At 55.6% G+C, this 15,872-nt stretch carries 17 protein-coding genes and 1 tRNA gene; 11 read left to right on the forward strand and 7 right to left on the reverse strand.

Going from position 1 to position 15,872, the window contains the following annotated elements:
- Positions 1–355 precede the first annotated feature (355 nt).
- Positions 356–440 (reverse strand) — tRNA-Leu (locus DW661_RS07325).
- Positions 441–471: 31 nt separating this feature from the next.
- Complete coding sequence (locus DW661_RS07330; protein WP_117583606.1) at positions 472–1,095, reverse strand: hypothetical protein; 624 nt, start codon at positions 1,093–1,095, stop codon at positions 472–474.
- 163 nt (positions 1,096–1,258) lie between these two features.
- Here DW661_RS07330 and DW661_RS07335 point away from each other — a divergent pair, with 163 nt between their 5' ends.
- The gene (locus DW661_RS07335; RefSeq protein WP_117654890.1) at positions 1,259–1,546 is read left to right on the forward strand and encodes a PTS sugar transporter subunit IIB; all 288 of its coding nucleotides are present in this window, start codon (positions 1,259–1,261) and stop codon (positions 1,544–1,546) included.
- 11 nt (positions 1,547–1,557) lie between these two features.
- Positions 1,558–1,932: a VOC family protein gene (locus DW661_RS07340; RefSeq protein ID WP_117802785.1), complete on the forward strand. Its 375-nt coding sequence runs from the start codon at positions 1,558–1,560 to the stop codon at positions 1,930–1,932.
- 295 nt (positions 1,933–2,227) lie between these two features.
- Here the strand turns inward: DW661_RS07340 and DW661_RS07345 are convergent, their stop codons facing one another.
- The 3 genes from DW661_RS07345 to DW661_RS07355 are packed head-to-tail and all read right to left on the reverse strand — an operon-like array spanning position 2,228 to position 4,853.
- Entirely contained in the window at positions 2,228–3,523 is a 1,296-nt protein-coding gene (locus DW661_RS07345; RefSeq protein ID WP_118935220.1) for a cell wall metabolism sensor histidine kinase WalK, read from the reverse strand.
- Complete coding sequence (locus DW661_RS07350) at positions 3,507–4,292, reverse strand: response regulator transcription factor (RefSeq protein ID WP_118935223.1); 786 nt, start codon at positions 4,290–4,292, stop codon at positions 3,507–3,509. Before DW661_RS07350 ends, DW661_RS07345 begins: the two co-directional genes overlap by 17 nt.
- A gap of 18 nt (positions 4,293–4,310) precedes the next feature.
- On the reverse strand, positions 4,311–4,853 hold the full coding sequence (locus DW661_RS07355; RefSeq protein WP_089573575.1) for a DUF4342 domain-containing protein: 543 nt from the start codon (positions 4,851–4,853) through the stop codon (positions 4,311–4,313).
- Positions 4,854–5,307: 454 nt separating this feature from the next.
- On the opposite strand from DW661_RS07355, the gene DW661_RS07360 reads away from it, so the two are divergent.
- Both DW661_RS07360 and DW661_RS07365 read left to right on the forward strand, forming a co-directional pair.
- Positions 5,308–5,982, forward strand: coding sequence for a type IV toxin-antitoxin system AbiEi family antitoxin domain-containing protein (locus DW661_RS07360; RefSeq protein ID WP_199408775.1), 675 nt, complete (start codon positions 5,308–5,310; stop codon positions 5,980–5,982).
- A gap of 15 nt (positions 5,983–5,997) precedes the next feature.
- Positions 5,998–6,888: a nucleotidyl transferase AbiEii/AbiGii toxin family protein gene (locus DW661_RS07365; protein WP_199584867.1), complete on the forward strand. Its 891-nt coding sequence runs from the start codon at positions 5,998–6,000 to the stop codon at positions 6,886–6,888.
- 69 nt (positions 6,889–6,957) lie between these two features.
- On the opposite strand, the gene DW661_RS07370 is transcribed toward DW661_RS07365, so the two are convergent.
- Positions 6,958–8,394, reverse strand: a complete 1,437-nt coding sequence (locus tag DW661_RS07370) for a hypothetical protein (RefSeq protein ID WP_118935225.1) — start codon at positions 8,392–8,394, stop codon at positions 6,958–6,960.
- A gap of 290 nt (positions 8,395–8,684) precedes the next feature.
- Between DW661_RS07370 and DW661_RS07375 the strand changes: the two genes are divergently transcribed.
- The 7 genes from DW661_RS07375 to DW661_RS07405 all read left to right on the forward strand — a co-directional run bounded on the left by DW661_RS07375 (position 8,685) and on the right by DW661_RS07405 (position 14,728).
- Entirely contained in the window at positions 8,685–9,602 is a 918-nt protein-coding gene (locus DW661_RS07375; RefSeq protein ID WP_117635640.1) for a hypothetical protein, read from the forward strand.
- A 38-nt stretch (positions 9,603–9,640) separates the two neighbouring features.
- Entirely contained in the window at positions 9,641–10,093 is a 453-nt protein-coding gene (locus DW661_RS07380) for a type IV secretory system conjugative DNA transfer family protein (protein WP_118935227.1), read from the forward strand.
- Between the two features lie 162 nt (positions 10,094–10,255).
- Positions 10,256–11,125 (forward strand): type IV secretory system conjugative DNA transfer family protein, encoded by an 870-nt coding sequence (locus DW661_RS07385; RefSeq protein ID WP_118935229.1) that lies wholly within the window; start codon positions 10,256–10,258, stop codon positions 11,123–11,125.
- 114 nt (positions 11,126–11,239) lie between these two features.
- Positions 11,240–11,842: a ClpP family protease gene (locus DW661_RS07390; protein WP_117797541.1), complete on the forward strand. Its 603-nt coding sequence runs from the start codon at positions 11,240–11,242 to the stop codon at positions 11,840–11,842.
- Positions 11,843–11,916: 74 nt separating this feature from the next.
- On the forward strand, positions 11,917–12,744 hold the full coding sequence (locus DW661_RS07395) for a hypothetical protein (protein WP_117635637.1): 828 nt from the start codon (positions 11,917–11,919) through the stop codon (positions 12,742–12,744).
- Positions 12,745–12,822: 78 nt separating this feature from the next.
- Positions 12,823–13,599 (forward strand): HNH endonuclease, encoded by a 777-nt coding sequence (locus DW661_RS07400; RefSeq protein ID WP_117635636.1) that lies wholly within the window; start codon positions 12,823–12,825, stop codon positions 13,597–13,599.
- Between the two features lie 295 nt (positions 13,600–13,894).
- Positions 13,895–14,728 (forward strand): Dam family site-specific DNA-(adenine-N6)-methyltransferase, encoded by an 834-nt coding sequence (locus DW661_RS07405; RefSeq protein ID WP_117635635.1) that lies wholly within the window; start codon positions 13,895–13,897, stop codon positions 14,726–14,728.
- A 124-nt stretch (positions 14,729–14,852) separates the two neighbouring features.
- Here the strand turns inward: DW661_RS07405 and DW661_RS07410 are convergent.
- Positions 14,853–15,872, reverse strand: a 1,020-nt coding sequence (locus tag DW661_RS07410; protein WP_147356442.1) for a type II restriction endonuclease, incomplete at its 5' end; no start/stop codon positions are given.

A 15,872-nucleotide genomic window follows, 5' to 3' on the forward strand; every position in this document is an offset into this window, starting at 1 on the left:
AAAAATGTGGGAGTGCCAATCTAAGTTGCGGTGAAAAAGTTCTTAAATGAGCTGGTAACCAGTCAAAACAGGAACTATTCCACCGCAACTTATCATCCGTGTCGGCATCCACAAGAAACGAGCCCGCGTCTCCGGGGGACACGGGCTCGTAAACAATGCGTGGTAGGGGCGGTGGGACGTCTGCGAATTTGCGCAGCAAATACGCACCGGCCTCGGTCGCCTGCCGGCGCCCTCGCCGGCTCGCTACAAACGCTCCGCGTTTGCTTAACGCTCGCCCCCTCGCGGGTTCGAGCCCCACCGGCGTGCAAAAGAAACGGGCCCGCATCCCTGGGAGATACGGGCCCGTAAAAGCCAATGGTAGGGGCGGTGGGACTCGAACCCACAATCCTTGCGGCGAGAGATTTTAAGTCTCCTGCGTATGCCAATTCCGCCACGCCCCCGTGAGACTAGAAGTCTAGCACAAGCCGCCCGTTACGCGTTGACAGCCATCGAGTGCTGGCCCGACTTTTCCAAGTACTCGGCAAACTTGGCCTCGTCGCCCTTGTTCTTGTACTGCAGGGCCAGCAGGTATTCCAGGCGGCAGCTCTTGACCTTGTCGTCACCGGCCTCTTCGAGCATGCGCTCCAGCTCGGGAATGTCGTTGTGGCGCTTGAGGATCATCGTGTCGTACATCAGCTGGCATTCGTGTGCGACTGCCTCGGCCTGACCGCCCTCAAAGCCCTTGATCTCGTGCAGCAACTCCTTGGACTTTTTGCGGTCCTCCTGGCCAACGTAGTAGTTAAAGGCCTTAATGACCAGGTCGACGCGCTGCATCTTGGGCAGGTTGAGTCCCAGCAGCAGGTCGAACATCTCGCTGGCGCGCTTGTGGTCCTCGCGCAGCAGATAGGAGTTCAGGCGCAGGTAGTCGCGGTTGTAGCGCGGGTACAGCATGCTGGTGAGTTTGCCGTCGAGCAAGCGATCGAACTCGTCCCACTGCTTAGCGGCCATAAGCTGCTGCAGGCGTTTAAACGTGGTGCGTTTTTTGACGCTAAAGAACACCGACACGGCGATACAGATGATAACGACGGCGGTCCAGAGTGTGCGGGAATCGGGCATATTAGGGTCCTTAGTCGCTCATAAAGCGAGCGGTATGACAACACGTACTAGATGTATTATACGCAGCGCGCAAGCAAACTGGCATAAAAGCTCATCGAGGCTAAGTGCCATCGCTCGCTGCGGTACACTTACCTAAAGTAAACCATGAAGGGAGACATTACCTATGAAGAAGATCGTTTTGGCTTGCGGTGCTGGCGCTGCTACTTCCACGCTCGTTGCCCAGAAGGTCGCCACCATGCTCGATGCCAACGGTTATGCCGGCAAGTACGAGATCGTGCAGTGCGCTATCTCCGAGGCCAAGGATTACTGCGACGAGGGCGCTGACCTGCTGATCGCCACCACCGTTGCCCCCGAGGGACTCACCTGCCCGTACGTGAGCGGCGTGCCCTTCATGACCGGCATGAACCGCGTCGCTGCCGAGAAGGCCGTCCTCGACGTCATGGCTCAGTAGGCGCTGACTGTATGAGTGAGCAGAACGCCAACCCGGTCGAGCTTTTTGGCATGCGCGTTGCCCATGTGGGCATCAACGCCACCGACCCGGCAGACGCCTTGGAGATCGCGGAGCTGTTCTCGACGATGATGGGCCTGCCCGTTATCGAGACCCCGGTTTCGTACTTTAACGATTCGCTGGTCGAGGTTATGAAGCAGAACGGTCGTGGCACCAAGGGCCACATTGGCTTTGCCGTCAACGACATCGATGCGGCCGAGAAGTGGTTTGCCGAGCGCGGGCTCGAGGTCAACGAGGAGTCGCGCGCGCTGCTGCCCGACGGTAGCACCAAGCTCGTGTACTTTAAGCGCGAGTTCGCCGGCTTCGCCGTGCACCTGTGCCGCGAGTAGCGCACAGGCTGCTATAGCTAACGAAAAATGGGGTAAGGCCACGTGGCCTTACCCCATTTTTAATGCCGAGAGGGTGACTGACGGGCTGCCGTAAAACGAAGGTGAATACTTTTCCGCGAAGTGAACGAGTGAAATTGGACCCCTGGAGCATCGACACTTTGGAGGCACCGTTTCCTGCGGTTTCGTAAGGTTTTTCCTGCGGTTTTGGCGTCAAAAAGTGCGGATGCTTCGGGGGTCCAAAATAGGTCGTTCACTTCGCGGAAAAGCATTCACCTTCGATTCGTGAGAGACGCCCCTACCGCGGCAGGCGAATCGTAAAGCGGCTGCCGACGCCCTCGACTGAGGTCACGCCAATGACACCACCATGGCTATCGACGATCCACTTGGCAATGGCAAGCCCCAGACCCGAGCCCTGCGCGCCGGCATCGCGTGCGTTGTCGGCGCGGTAGAACCGTTCAAACGCGTGAGCTGCGGATTCCTGGTTCATGCCGATACCCTCGTCCTCAACACTTATGTCGATCGTGCCTGCGCCCGCATCCGGCGCTACGCCAAACGAGATGGGCGTGCCCGCGTCCGAATACTTGGCGGCGTTTTGCACGATCACGCGCAGAGCCTGCTTCACGAGCGCCACGTCAACGGGCGCGTCGCAGCGCGGGTCGCTGACAAGCGCAGCGTCGTACGCCAGTCGATACGTGTGCGCGGCATCGATCATCTGTGACTCCTCGCATACCTCGCCGACCAGCGCGGCCAGGTTGGTATTCGCACGCCGCAGGACCGTGCGTCCGGCGTCGCCGCGTGCCAAAAACAGCAGCTGTTCCACGAGCTCTTGCATGTGCTCGCTTTCGGCCTTGAGGGACGCGATGGATTCTGCCAGCACGTCCGGGTCGTCCTTACCCCAGCGGTCGAGCATGTTTACGTAGCCCTGAATCACCGCGATGGGCGTGCGCAGCTCGTGGCTCGCATCGTTGACAAAGCGCATCTGCTGCAGCTTGGCCTCTTGCATCTGACGCAGCAGGCGGTTGAGTGCGACCTCGATGCTTGCCAGGTCGGCGTCGCCGGTAGTGACGCTCGGCGAGTCGACGCTTGCGCGCTCGATGGCCTGCTCCAGCGTTTCCATCTTGCCGCCGGAGAGCTGCATGCGGCCGAGTTCGTCCACGCGCAGTGCCAAGTCGTTGAGCGGTGCCATGGTACGGCGCACACGGCGGGCACCGCCGAGCATGTTGAGCACGCTGATGACCTGCCAACCCACAACGACAAGGTAGAGAGGCCATAGCGCGACGAGGTCCTGCGCGAGGGGGAAAGTCTTGGTGGTACGCGCAAGCTCGACGGTATAGGTGAGCGTTGCCAGGTCCCAGCCGCGCGCGGGCGTCAGCGACATGCCGTGAACGGTGGCGCTGGGGATCCATCCTGCGGTAAACGCGCCGTCGGGCAGCGTCTGGTTGTATCCATAGACGAGGATCGCCGCCGCAATCACCACCAGCAGCAGATCGAGCCAAACGTAGCTCATCAGGCGGCGCCACATATAGCTCCAGTTGATGGCGCGGGCGATGGAGGTGACGCGCTTGGCCTCGGCGTTACGCGCGGCAGACATAGCCCACCCCGCGCACGGTCTGGATGATGCGGGCGCCGCCGGCGTCCTCGATCTTGGCGCGTAGATGCGCGATGTGCACGTCGACGTTGTTGGTGTCGCCCATGTATTCGTAGCCCAGCGCTTCGTGCGCGATGCGTTCGCGCGTGAGCACGGTCTCGGCATGCGCCATAAGCAGGGCGAGGACATCGAACTCGCGGGCCGTGAGCGCAATGGGCGAGCCGCCGACCGTGACTTCGCGGCGGTCGGGGTCGAGCGCAACCGAGCCCACGGCGAGCGTGGCGGGGGAGGGCGCGGCAGCGGTCTGGGCCGTGTCGGTTGCCGGGGACATTGTGGCGATACCGGCGGCCGTGCCGCTCGCTACGCCAGCCCCGGCGCTGGCGCCGCCAACGCCCGAAGCCGCTCGCACGGCTTCCGAGCGCTTCAGTGCCACGCGGATCCGTGCGAACAGCTCCTCAATCGCAAACGGCTTGGTCAGGTAATCGTCGGCGCCGGCGTCGAGCCCGGCAACCTTGTCCATCACGGCATCGCGCGCGGTGACCATGATCACTGGCGCATCCTTGTGCTTGCGTATGCGCCGCAGCACCTCCATGCCGTTGAGCTGCGGCAACAGTACATCGAGCAGAATCAGATCGTAGTCGCGCTCCAACGCCAGGTCAACGGCGGTGCGTCCGTCGGCGGCGTGCTCCACCTGGTAGCCCTCGTGCTCCAGCTCGAGTGTCACAAAGCGGGCGATTTTCTCCTCGTCCTCTACGATCAGGATTCGTGCCATGCGTGCCCCCGTCTGCGATTACTTGTCGTCGTTGAGATTTTGCTTGATGTCGTCCGCGGCGTTAGCAGCGCTATCCATAAGGTTGTTGATGCTGCCGGGCACGTCGCCGTCGCTGTCGATGCGGTAGCGCATGCCAAAGAACAGGCCAATCAGCATCAGCCATATCGTGGCGCCCCAGGCAAACAGCGCGACGATGGGAATCAGGATGGGGATGTTGAGGATGATCGCATCGCGGCGCGTGGCGATAAACTTGGTGTCCAGACTCAGGCGGAAGAGCTTTTTGAGGTACTCCCACACGCTGTCCATCTTCTTGGAGAAGTCGGTCTTTTCACTCGACTTTTCGTAGGCTGCCTGCGCGGCGACCATCTCGGCCGAGGGCTCATCGACTGGCGCGGACTCGGTGGCGGCATGCGCCGACGTGGTCTGGGTCTTGCCCTGCGACTCGAGCCAAATGATGGCATCCAAAACGTTGCCGTCGGCAGCGTCGAGCGCCGCCTTGGCATCGGTGTAACTCACGTTGCACTTGGTGCGGATGGTTTCAACTTTTTCGAGGTCGTCCATGACCTGTCCTTTCGTTCGATGGGCGCGACGCCGGGCGACCTGCCCGGGCGCGAGCGTTGCGTTCGTCGGCCTGCGTTGCGCGGTGCCGCCCGCCCTTGGTCGAACTCTATAGTGCAGGTTATAGATTAAGCGATTCTTGAGCCAAGATTAATGTTGGATGAGTTTTTGGGTGTGTATAGAGGGGTCATTATTAGTGGCCCGCGGCGAGGTCTAATACTTTTCCCGAGAAGTGAACGAGCAAAATCGGACCCCCGAAGCATTGACACTTTGAGGGCGCCGTTCTCTGCGGTTTTGATGCCAGAATCCTGCGTTTATGCCGTTGAAAAATGCGGATGCTCCAGGGGTCCAAAAACAGACGCTCACTTCGCGGAAAAGTATTAGACCTCAATAGCGGGGGATGGGGTGCCGGTGCAAAACGACGTCAGAAATGGGGTAAACAAGGCAAACGGATCTAATGGATCAAAAATCACGTTGCAAAAGTATGAAAATATCCTACAATTGCAGCATGAAGTACTTTAGCAACATAGCGGCGATAAGCGAGCTTTCCGAGAGCGAGGGCGTGTTCACCACAGCCCAGGCGGCTCGCATGGACATCTCTCGAGATGCGCTGGCGCACTCATGCCGCGCAGGGCGTCTTGAACGGATATGCCACGGCGCCTACCGGATGTCTGGAACGCAGCGCCGAGACACCGACGAACTCAACGCCTTTTGGAAGCTCACCAATCCTTCCCTTTGCGCGTGGGAGAGAAAACGTCAGTGGGATGGCATCGCCGTGAGCGGTACGACAGCGGCGAACCTGCAGCAAATGGGCGATTTCTATCTGTCCCCCTACAGGATGACCGCGCCCATGCGTATCAATACAAGAAACGAATCCCTTTCTTTTGTAAAGCGCGAGATTGCTGAGCGGGACATCGTTTGGCTCGACGGCCTGCCGGTAACTAAACCCGAGCGCACGCTTGTCGATCTTTGCCTCGATTGCGAGGATCCCTCATTAATTATCGATGCCTATCACGACGCGCTTGGACGTGGACTCGATATACAACGGCTGAAGGATCTTGTAGAGGAGAACTCTAAAACCGCCAAACGACGCGAGCTGATGGCGCCTTTGCTGATGGTACTGAACGGGTAATGCGAAACGGAGGACATGGTGAAGTACAAAACGCCTGCCGCATTGGAGATGGCTGTTAGGAATGCCGCAAGAGAATCACCAATGGATACTAATCGGGCAATCGTCGGTTTCTACTTTCATCGCTTCCTATGTCGCGTTTTTTCAGAAGATGACGGCAGCTTTGTGCTCAAGGGCGGTCAAAGCGTCCTGGCGCGAACACTCGATGCACGTGTCACAAGAGATATTGACTTGGTTGCTCAAGAGGAGAGTCTCGAAGAGGCTATTGTCGATCTGGTGCAGGCTGCTTCGATTGATCTGGAGGATTTCGTTTCGTTCGTCTTTGATCGTGCAGAGCAAATCAAAGAAGAAGATGAGTATCGGTGCGGTACGAAGGTGTGGTTCACCCCCTTTATGGGAACCAAGAAGCTACAGCCAATTTCAATTGACTTGGTAATTGATGAAGTGCGGGGACTTGAGCCTGAGGTTCTTGCGCCGATCGATCGTCTGAATATCGAGGGGCTCCCAGTCTGCGACTATCGAGTATGCCGAGTGGAGAGTGCCCTTGCAGATAAATTGCTCGCAATGATAGAGATGCATGAGGGCCGTGCTTCATCGCGAATCAAGGATATAGTCGACATCTTGGTGTACGCGAAAACTTGCTTCGTCGATGGGGCTACGCTTGTCGAGAGGGTCGAGAAAGAAGCGTCTGCCCGCAAAGTGGCAATGCCGGAAGAGTTCGTGGCGCCTCTCTGGTGGAAACAAAATGGTTCTGCACAGTACGTAAAGATGGCGAGGCAGGCGGGGGTACTTGATCTCGCGGGGAACATTGCTGGGGCAGAAGAGGTCGTCAATCGGTTGTATACACCGTGCTTTAATCATTCGGCGAATGTGTGCAAATGGAATCCTCAGACTACGGGATGGGAGTAGCCCAGACAGTTAAGCCGGCGGCAGGAGCTGGTCCCGCCGCCGGCTTGGGGCGTTACTGCTGCCTATGTGTTACTCGCAGATTTGGTCGAGCACTTCGGTGATGGTCTTTTTTGCGACTTCGAGGTTGCGCTGGGCTTGGGCGACGGCAGCCTCGGCTTGTTTCTTTGTTTCTACGACCTCGGCAAAGCGATTGATGGATTCGCTGTACTCGCGCGTGCGCGGGTCGAGCGCTGGCGGGACTTCGATCTCGAACAGGTCGTTAGGGCGGATGGCGCGGATGCTGGCTGCTTCGGTTAATGCTTGAATCAGCTGTGCCCCATGGCCTTCGGTAAGGTATCCAACGATTATCTCCGAAAACACTACGCGCTCCTCTTCGGTCATCGTTTGGAACGACGGGCGAATGACGGTGGTGTTATGCGAAGCAACTAGGTGTTGCTTCGCGTCATCGGCGCTGACGACGAGCAGGTTGGACGCGCCGTAGCGACCCAGCATGCGTGGCATGACGATATCTCCAGCGCGGAGCTCATATCGATCGAGAACGCTGGGGTTCACCTTTACGATTTTGGAATCCGAGCTATTTGCACTCTCTACAGCATATGCGGGTAGAAGGTTGCCATCTTGAAAATCCTGAGATGAGATGCGGCGTACCTCGATTGCATCAATGTCGTTTGATGTGGTGCTCTCGCGGGGCATAAATGGAGCTACTCGCGTAAAAGCGTCACCGAGCGTAGCCCTGTAGTTTCGGGTGAGGCTGATAAGGCTGATTTTGCCTTTTGAGAGGGCTGCGCGATGCAGCAGCAATTCACGCGTGGCAAAAGTGGACGTTTCGATAGGCGTTGATCTGGGCGTATTGGTATCAATGCGGGCCCAGTCGGGGGAGATGGAAAAGGTGATATCTGAGTAATACGATGTTTCTGTCACATATCGAAAACGCGGCCCGGATTCGATTGCGCTGCGAAATGCAACGCTGCGATTTCCTGAAGACAATATGAGAAGCGCGCTTGTCATGTAGGGCCTGGGTTCAGAAAGTGGCAAATACACGACGCTCTCGATGAGTCCTTCGCGTATCAGGATCGTGCGCGCCTGCTCGGCTTTATCGAGTAGATCGGCGGGCAGCACTACGGCTGCGCGAGTGCGATTCGAAAGGGCGAGCACATACAGACACCAAATAAAGGGACCCCAGTCACAGAAATCGAGGTAGCCGGGCTCTAAGTAATCGATCAAGGCGATACATTCTTTTTCGATGTCGTGTTTGCCCGTACGGTAATACCCCGATGCGTCGATAAACACCGGAGCCGCATCGCCATTGCCCGCGCCCTGCCTGCCGGGTTCAAGCTCGCAAATATCGGGTACGCCGTTGCTGTTCAGGCTGAAACATTCACGAAGCGCCTTACAGTCGAAGGCGCCAGGCAGACGGACGGTGAGTAGACGGCTGCCCTGCTCCAGATTAAGCGCGCGTGAGAGGGCGGCGGCGGTGAGACGTGGCAATGATGTTGTTTCACGCATGTATAGAGCCCTTTCTTCTTAGTGGGTTATATATTAGCAGAAAATTTTGATAATTTCTAATGACGAGAACAGAGCACTGTGCTATTCTCGAAGTAATCCAAAACCAACTCAATACAAACTGCTTGATGCAATCGCTACACAGCCTTTAGGTAAACTGCGCTATCAAGCAGGGTGATTTCACTAACGAAGCTACAGGTTAGGTCGATTGTCATCGTCCATGCCTCAGACCATTCTAAAACATAGAACAGACTTATCGACAAACATCCGCAACCGGATAGGAAGAAGCATTCATGAAGAATGAAGACAGCATTTACGAGGTGTTCCTCAACACGATCGACGAAGATCTCCGCAGCATGTGCAAAAAGAACGGGAAGGCAGAGATGCCGTTTCCGTATCCGTACTGCGGCGAGCAGGATACCGAGCGCTTGGCCAAGGCACTCGTTGACGTGCTGGAAAAGCACTCGCCCGATATTCCCGGGCTGGTGCCCGAGCAGTATCGAGACGATGTGCACGAGGCCCGCGAGCTTTTGGCCGCAGCGTCGCTCGCTTTGTTGTCGCTGTATTTTCCCCAGCGCGATAACTGCGCGCACTGCATGGCCATCTTAATTGGCATGTTTGAGCACGGAAGCAATCCGCGCTTTAAGTCGAGCGGTGTGCGCATGTTCGAGCAGGTTACGACAGGTATGAAGTACTCGTCTGAACAAGGTGGATATATTCTGTCTCGCTTTGTGCGAAGCATTGACTACAAAAGACCCTGCGACCACGTGCATCGCGATGGGTCGCGCGGTTTTACGGCGGACGAGGACGATGCCGTCATGTTTTATAAGCGCTATCTCAAGGTGCAGAGACACGTATTCGATACCAGTCCGCGTTTCAACTTTGAGCTATGCGTCAAACGCCCGTTTGAGGCTCTTTCGGACAATCGGGAGAACTTTTATTGCATGGAGGAAAAGATGGAAATCGATTTGGCAACTAAGGTACGGGAGCTCCAGGACCGCTACACCCTCAACTTCGCTCAGGCCAAAGAGTATGGCCTGCTCGACAAGCTGATGATTGATGCATTGCTTGCATATCTGCGCGACGGGTCAGTCTCAATCGCGGCGCGCGAGAGCTATGTGGCGCAAACCGAGCGTCTGATTGACGGTGCGGTCAAGTTGCCGTGTGCGACGAGCCCCAAGGAGGGCGCAGACGTCGACCGTATTTCCTAGCAATCACGCAGAACTATCGACAAGAAAGGGGCCGTGCAATGTCGGTCATTAAGATGTACGGCTACGAGGCCGCGCAGCAAACGGAGTATCAGACCAAGAAGTGGGCGACCAAGGAGGAAATGCAGACGCTGTCATCCGGCGATGAGCAGCGCGATGTGATCTTGGCGCAAGGTGCCACGGTGGCTTTCTACGAGGGCGACAAGCACTGGGAGACGAGCGTGTCCAACAATGTGTTTGCCTTTGGCGGTACCGGCAGCGGCAAAACGGCGAGTTTCATTTTGCCCAACCTGCTCAATCACCACGAGTGCTGCTATGTGGTCACGGACACCAAGGGCGAGCTGCTGCGCCGTACGGGGAAGGGCTTCGAGGAGGACGGCTACGAGGTAACGGTTCTCGACACCATCAATCCCGAGCAGTCGTCCGGGTACGATCCTTTGCGCTACGTGATGGATGTCGAGGATATCCCCACCACAGTGGCGTCAATCATGTAGGGGGTCGATCCTGACAGGCGTAGCTTTAGGGACGATCCGTTTTGGGACAATGCGAGCGATCTGCTACTTCGAGCGATTATTGGAATCCTGTTCCTCTTAGAGTGCCTTGCCGGCACATTTGCGCCGGACGGGGATCCCGCAGCTCCGCGACGCTATCTTAAGATGAACAACGTCTTTAAGCTGGCGGCACTCATCAAGGTTACGGGAGATGGCGAGGGACGATTTCCGCTGGATCACCTTGTGGAGCAGGTGGAGTCCAAGGAATTTCTTGGCAAGTATGATTCTGCGAACGCGGACCTGTATGGCGTTGAACAGTATCGTGATTTTCGCGGGGCAGCCGATAGAACGCTTAAGAGCATTCTGATCACGCTTAACGCGACCATCTCGCGGCTTAAGACCCCCCAGCTCATGCGCGTCTTTGAGAAAGACGAGATGCGCCTCGACCGTATCGACGAGGGCAAGCGCGTAATCGATCTTAAGGTGAGCGACAACGACTCGACCAATGCATGGCTTGCGAACGTTGCCCTTAAGCAGCTGTTTAACCTGGCCCAGCGCCGCGCTGATTCCAACCCCAGCGGGCATTTGCAGCGCCACGTGCACTTTATTCTGGATGAGTTTCCCAACGTGGGCCGCATTCCCGATTTTGAGCGGAGTATTGCGACCGTGCGCAGCCGTGGCATTAGCTTTTTGATGTGCGCGCAATCGCTGAGTCAGCTCGATGGTGCGTACGGCAAATCCGCAGCGCTTACCATCCTCGATAACTGCGACAGCTTGATCTATATGGGCGGCGGCAGCAACATCGCGACACAGGAGTACATAAGCAATCTGTGCGGCGAGTCGGTTCTGGGCACCAATTACGTGGGCGCCGAGCGTACTGCCGTCGATGTGCGCGGTTGCGTGATAACCCCGGGCGAGGTGGGGCTTATGCCGCGTACCGACTGCCTGGTCAAAGTAACCGGCATGCGCCCCTTCCGTGCCAAGAAGTATTTTTGCGGCGACCATCCCAATGCGGCCAAGTGGCTGAGGGATTAGTCCTTGCAGCTTCGCGCGCTCCATCTTGCCTATTTGACCGCACGGCTTCCATTGGCCGCTAGCCGTGCGGCCTCGTTTTACTTCCTTACCGATTCCGTTTAGAAGGGAATTACCATGTCCGTTATGTATCGTGAGCCTAGCATTATCAAGAAGTCCAAGGACGGTCGCGTTGCCGCCGTCGATATGGCAAGTGAGCTGCTTAACAGCCGCGTGCTGCTGCTGGAAGGCGAGGTCAACGATGTGACCTGCAATGGCCTTATTAAGTCCATGCTGGTGTTGGAGCATCAGAGCGCCACCGAGCCCATCACCCTCATCATCAACAGCCCGGGCGGTAGCGTTACGGCGGGGCTGGCGCTCATCGACACCATGCAGTCGCTCGACTGCCCCGTGATCACGGTGGGCGAGGGCGTCGTGGCCTCGATGGCCGCGGTGATCTTGGCCTGCGGCGACCACCGCCAGGTATACCGCCACACGCAAGTGCTCATCCACCAGTTGATGGGCGGCACGGGCATGGCGCAGCAGACCGATATCGAGATCGTGGCCCAGCACACGGCGGCCATGCGCGCCGAGCTGGACGAGCTGCTGGCCGAGCATGGCAACCTGAGCGCCCAGGAGTTCCACGAGCTCACCGAGCGCGACTGCTGGTGCAACGCCAGGCGCGCTCTGGAGTTGGGTCTGGTGGACGAGGCGATTGCTCCGAGTAAGAAGGCGCTCTAGCGGGGCTCATGTCTTGTGGGCATATAGAGCGGGGCGAACGATCGCGTAGTTTAACGGCCAGAAAGAGGTTGAACATGAGCAGGATTTGGGATGTCGACGGCATTGAGTGGGAAGACCTGCCCACCGTGAGCGACCTGCTGTGCGCTGCGGACACAAAGATCCTGGCGCGCGAGGTTGCCCTGCGATACGGCGGCAAGCCGGACGGCCGCGGCCGTGTCGATAACGAGCGCAGCTTAAAGCGCGCCCGCCGCAAGGTCAAAAAGCTGCGCAAGGTTGACCCCGAGCCCAGCGACAATATCGTCCTGCTGCCCAAGCACGTCATCAATCGTCGTGGTGCAGGCCACGGCTTTGGCTATTACGACGTGGAGCCGTGCATCTTTACACGCGGCGGCGTTCAAATGCTAGGTGAGGATGTGCTCGCCAAAGTACGTCCGTGGGAATTGATCTTGATGGATGATGAGTCCGCGAGCGAAATGCTGGGCTATCGCGTATGGCTCGGCGGCGAGTGGGACCTGTGCGAGCGCTACCGCTTTTTGGCCGTGGTGTGCGTTCGCATGCTGAACAGCATCCGGGCGCAAAAGGAGCTGCGCAAGTGCCTCGTGCAGGGCGAGACAGCCTGTGATATGGACGAGGACGAGGCGATCGAAGGGATTCGCCGCGACGTGCTGTATCCCGAGGAAGTGATCAACGCCAAACTCGGCGGCTATTGGGATGCGAGTTTGGGACTCAACCTGCCCTGGAAGAACGAGCACCGGCAGACTTGCACGCGAATCGACAGGGCTATCGATGACCTGTTTTCTAAGGAAACGAAGCGCTGCGCTGCCGAGCTTGGGAAGAAACTTGAGCGAGGGTATGAGGAGCGCAGGGAGGTGCCGTTGTTTCAATCATTCACCGACGAATGAGAAAAAGGCGGCGGCCGCGGTCCCCCGCGGGATTATCCTGGACCTATTACGTGAGCGGTGCGCGGGCGAGGAGCAATCATGGCTGGTCGTGGAAGCAAATGGTCGAGGGAAGAAACCCTTGCGGCTCTGTTTCTGTACCTCGCCCTACCATCGAAAAAGGTTGATGATACAAACGAGGATGTCCAGGCGCTAGCTAAGGCCATTGGCAGAACGCCGGGCGCGGTTGCTCTAAAAATCTGGAACCTTGCATCATTCGATGAGCGTCGACGTGCTCGCGGCAAGGTTGGAATGACCCATGCAAGCAAAATGGACAAGATGGTTTGGGCTGAGTATTCCTCTGCTGGTGATGAGCTTGTCGAGGAGGCGACTGAGGTTTTCCTCAACCGTTTCGATTTTAAAGAACCGCTAAGTGATGAGCTGAAAGAGACGATCGGCTTTGATTTGCCAGAGGGCAAGGAGCGCGAGGCAATTGTTTCGATGCGGGTGAACCAGGAGTTCTTTCGAAATACCCTGCTCGTCAATTACGATTCAAGATGCTGCTTGACGGGGCTAACGAACAAGGCTCTGTTGGTTGCTAGCCATATCAAGCCCTGGAAAGTCTCTGATCCAAAGACGGAGCGACTCGCGCCCGACAACGGCTTGCTTTTGAACGCATTGCACGATAAAGCGTTCGACCGGGGACTAATCACCATTACGAAGGACCTAAAGATAGTGGTGTCTAGCGTGGTCGAGCACGAAACTCCTGAGGACGAGTACTTGTGGCGCTACAACGGAGAGCCGATTACGCTTCCGAAACGATTCGCCCCAAGAGCTGAGTTTATTGAATATCACAACGATATGGTGTTTAAGGGGTAGGGGTCCGTATGGAAAGCCCGAGTTGAAAGCGATTGTTGTTAAGACGTTGCTTAAGCGTCCTCGTTATCCGGAGACATTTTTAGTATTTGAGGGTCGTTATTAATTATTAGGAATGATTTTCGAAGAGTATTGGCTTTATTTGGCTTAACGATGGATATGGGGGTGCGTGCCATGCTTCGCTGCCGATTCTTGGGTTGAGGAAAGGGATATTGATGTGCGCAACGTGTGTTGTGTCCCAGCTAGCGTCTAAACTAAAATCCTTGAGTCTGAACATGGACGGCGCATCGGAGGTTTGATGTCGGTAATTGTTCCCCCCATTAAATGCCAGGGAATTAAAACGAAGCTAGTCCCCTTCATTGAGGAGACAATAAACTGGGATAAGCAGCAGGGGATATGGTACGAGCCGTTTTTGGGGAGCGGGGTTGTGCTATTTAACGTTTGTCCACAGAGAGCGGTGGTCGGTGATCGCAATCAACACATTATTGATTTTTATAGAAGCGTGCAGCGGCATGAAATAACATCAGAGTCTATGCGGGAATACCTTGAACGCGAATCTGTGATGTTGCGTACTGGTGGAGCGGAATACTACTACGAGGTAAGGGACAGATTCAATACAAGTCATTCACCGTATGACTTTATCTTCTTAAATAGGTCCTGTTTTAACGGCGTTATGCGTTTCAATAGGAGCGGGATGTTTAACGTTCCATTTTGCAAGAAGCCCGAGCGTTTTTCCAGGTCGTATATAACTAAGATATGCAATCAGATTGATAGGGTGCAGGCTGCCATGGAAGGCAAAGACTGGGAGTTCAAATCTTGCGATTGGAAAGAGATTATGCGGGCGCCAAGAAAAGGCGACTGTGTTTATCTCGACCCTCCTTATATCGGCCGCGATACAAATTATGTGGGTGAATGGCCAGAGTCTGAAGCTGTTGCTCTGGCTGATGCTGCTCATGCGACTCAGGCGGATGTCTATCTTTCCATGTGGAAAGAGAATAAGTACAGGGTGAATGAGCATATTGAAAACTGTTGGAGTGATTTTGAGTGCTTTGAATTCTCCCATTTTTATCACGTCGGCTCGAAGCAGAGCTTACGCAATTCAATGATCGAAGCGCTTCTCGTGAAGGCCTAAGAAATAACTCTTACTTGGTTCATGTGCTGGAAATGATGATATAGAAGTAGATGGAATAACGTCCCCTAGTCCACCTTTAATCTCGTGTTTCCCTTTCCTTCGTCCACTTTTCTCCTAATAGCCGTTACTTTCTGTCGCCCCGGCTGTCGTTGACGACATCGCCATAGGAGAGAATTCGATCGCGTAGGCTTGAATCAATTTCAATAACGTTTGTTTCGACCCATCTTCTGAATCCCTGAAAGTCGGTGTAACTCTTTTCTTTCGCTGTATATTTTGGATAGTTTCGCCAATAAAGTTCGAATGCATCGTTCCCCATCTTTGAAAAAGGCCCTGAACCCTGAGTGAATGGGCTGATTGAATTCGAGGAAATAGTTCCGATATTTTCGGTATTGCCGCTACCGGTGGTGAAGTCTGAAATGCGGTATTTCTCTTGAATAAAGAATTCAACATTGCTGTAGGGTTCGGGTATTTCTTTTAATTGGTTAAGGGGGTAGCAGGGACGTGCGCTCTCTATTTCGTCGTTTCGGTCGTAGACGAATCCGATTACGTAGTGTTTGCAGAACTGATTATAGGGATAGAGGATGTTCTTCCTCCCATCGCGCAGAAAAGATGCATATGATCCAAGTGTAAATTTATATGGAGCAATGCCTCCTCTCTTTAGGTGCTTTCGATAAGTTGATTTGACATCGACAGCAATTCGATTCCCCTCTTCGTTTTGAGGGGTTAGTACAAAGTCCGGATAGTAGTTTTGTTTGTCTGGGGTCGTTAGCGTAAACCCGAAGTCGTCGGCAATCTCCTTGAGCAACGGCTCGGTAAGCATCTCGAAAATTCTTCCGAGCAGTTTCGTGTCATATCCGATTGGATAGATGGTTTCGTCGCGAAAAGCAAATCCCTTAGCAACCCAATCGACATTATGCTCGGCTACAGTTTTATTGAATTCGCTAATTAAATCAAACATTGTTGTCTCTATTTCAATCGATGCCTGCAGAGAAATATCGATGGGTCGGTTTGCGTTGATTGTAGCTCGCCAATGAATAAAAACAAGGATGCATTCGGTCGCCTTCGGCTCTGCTCGAGGTTGCCAATCAAGGTGATTCAAGTTTGGTTGATTTCCGATCTCAACCGAACACATTGAGCAAATAGG

It is taken from the genome of Collinsella sp. AM24-1 (genome assembly GCF_003470325.1).
In the GTDB taxonomy this organism is placed as follows: Bacteria; Actinomycetota; Coriobacteriia; order Coriobacteriales; family Coriobacteriaceae; genus Collinsella.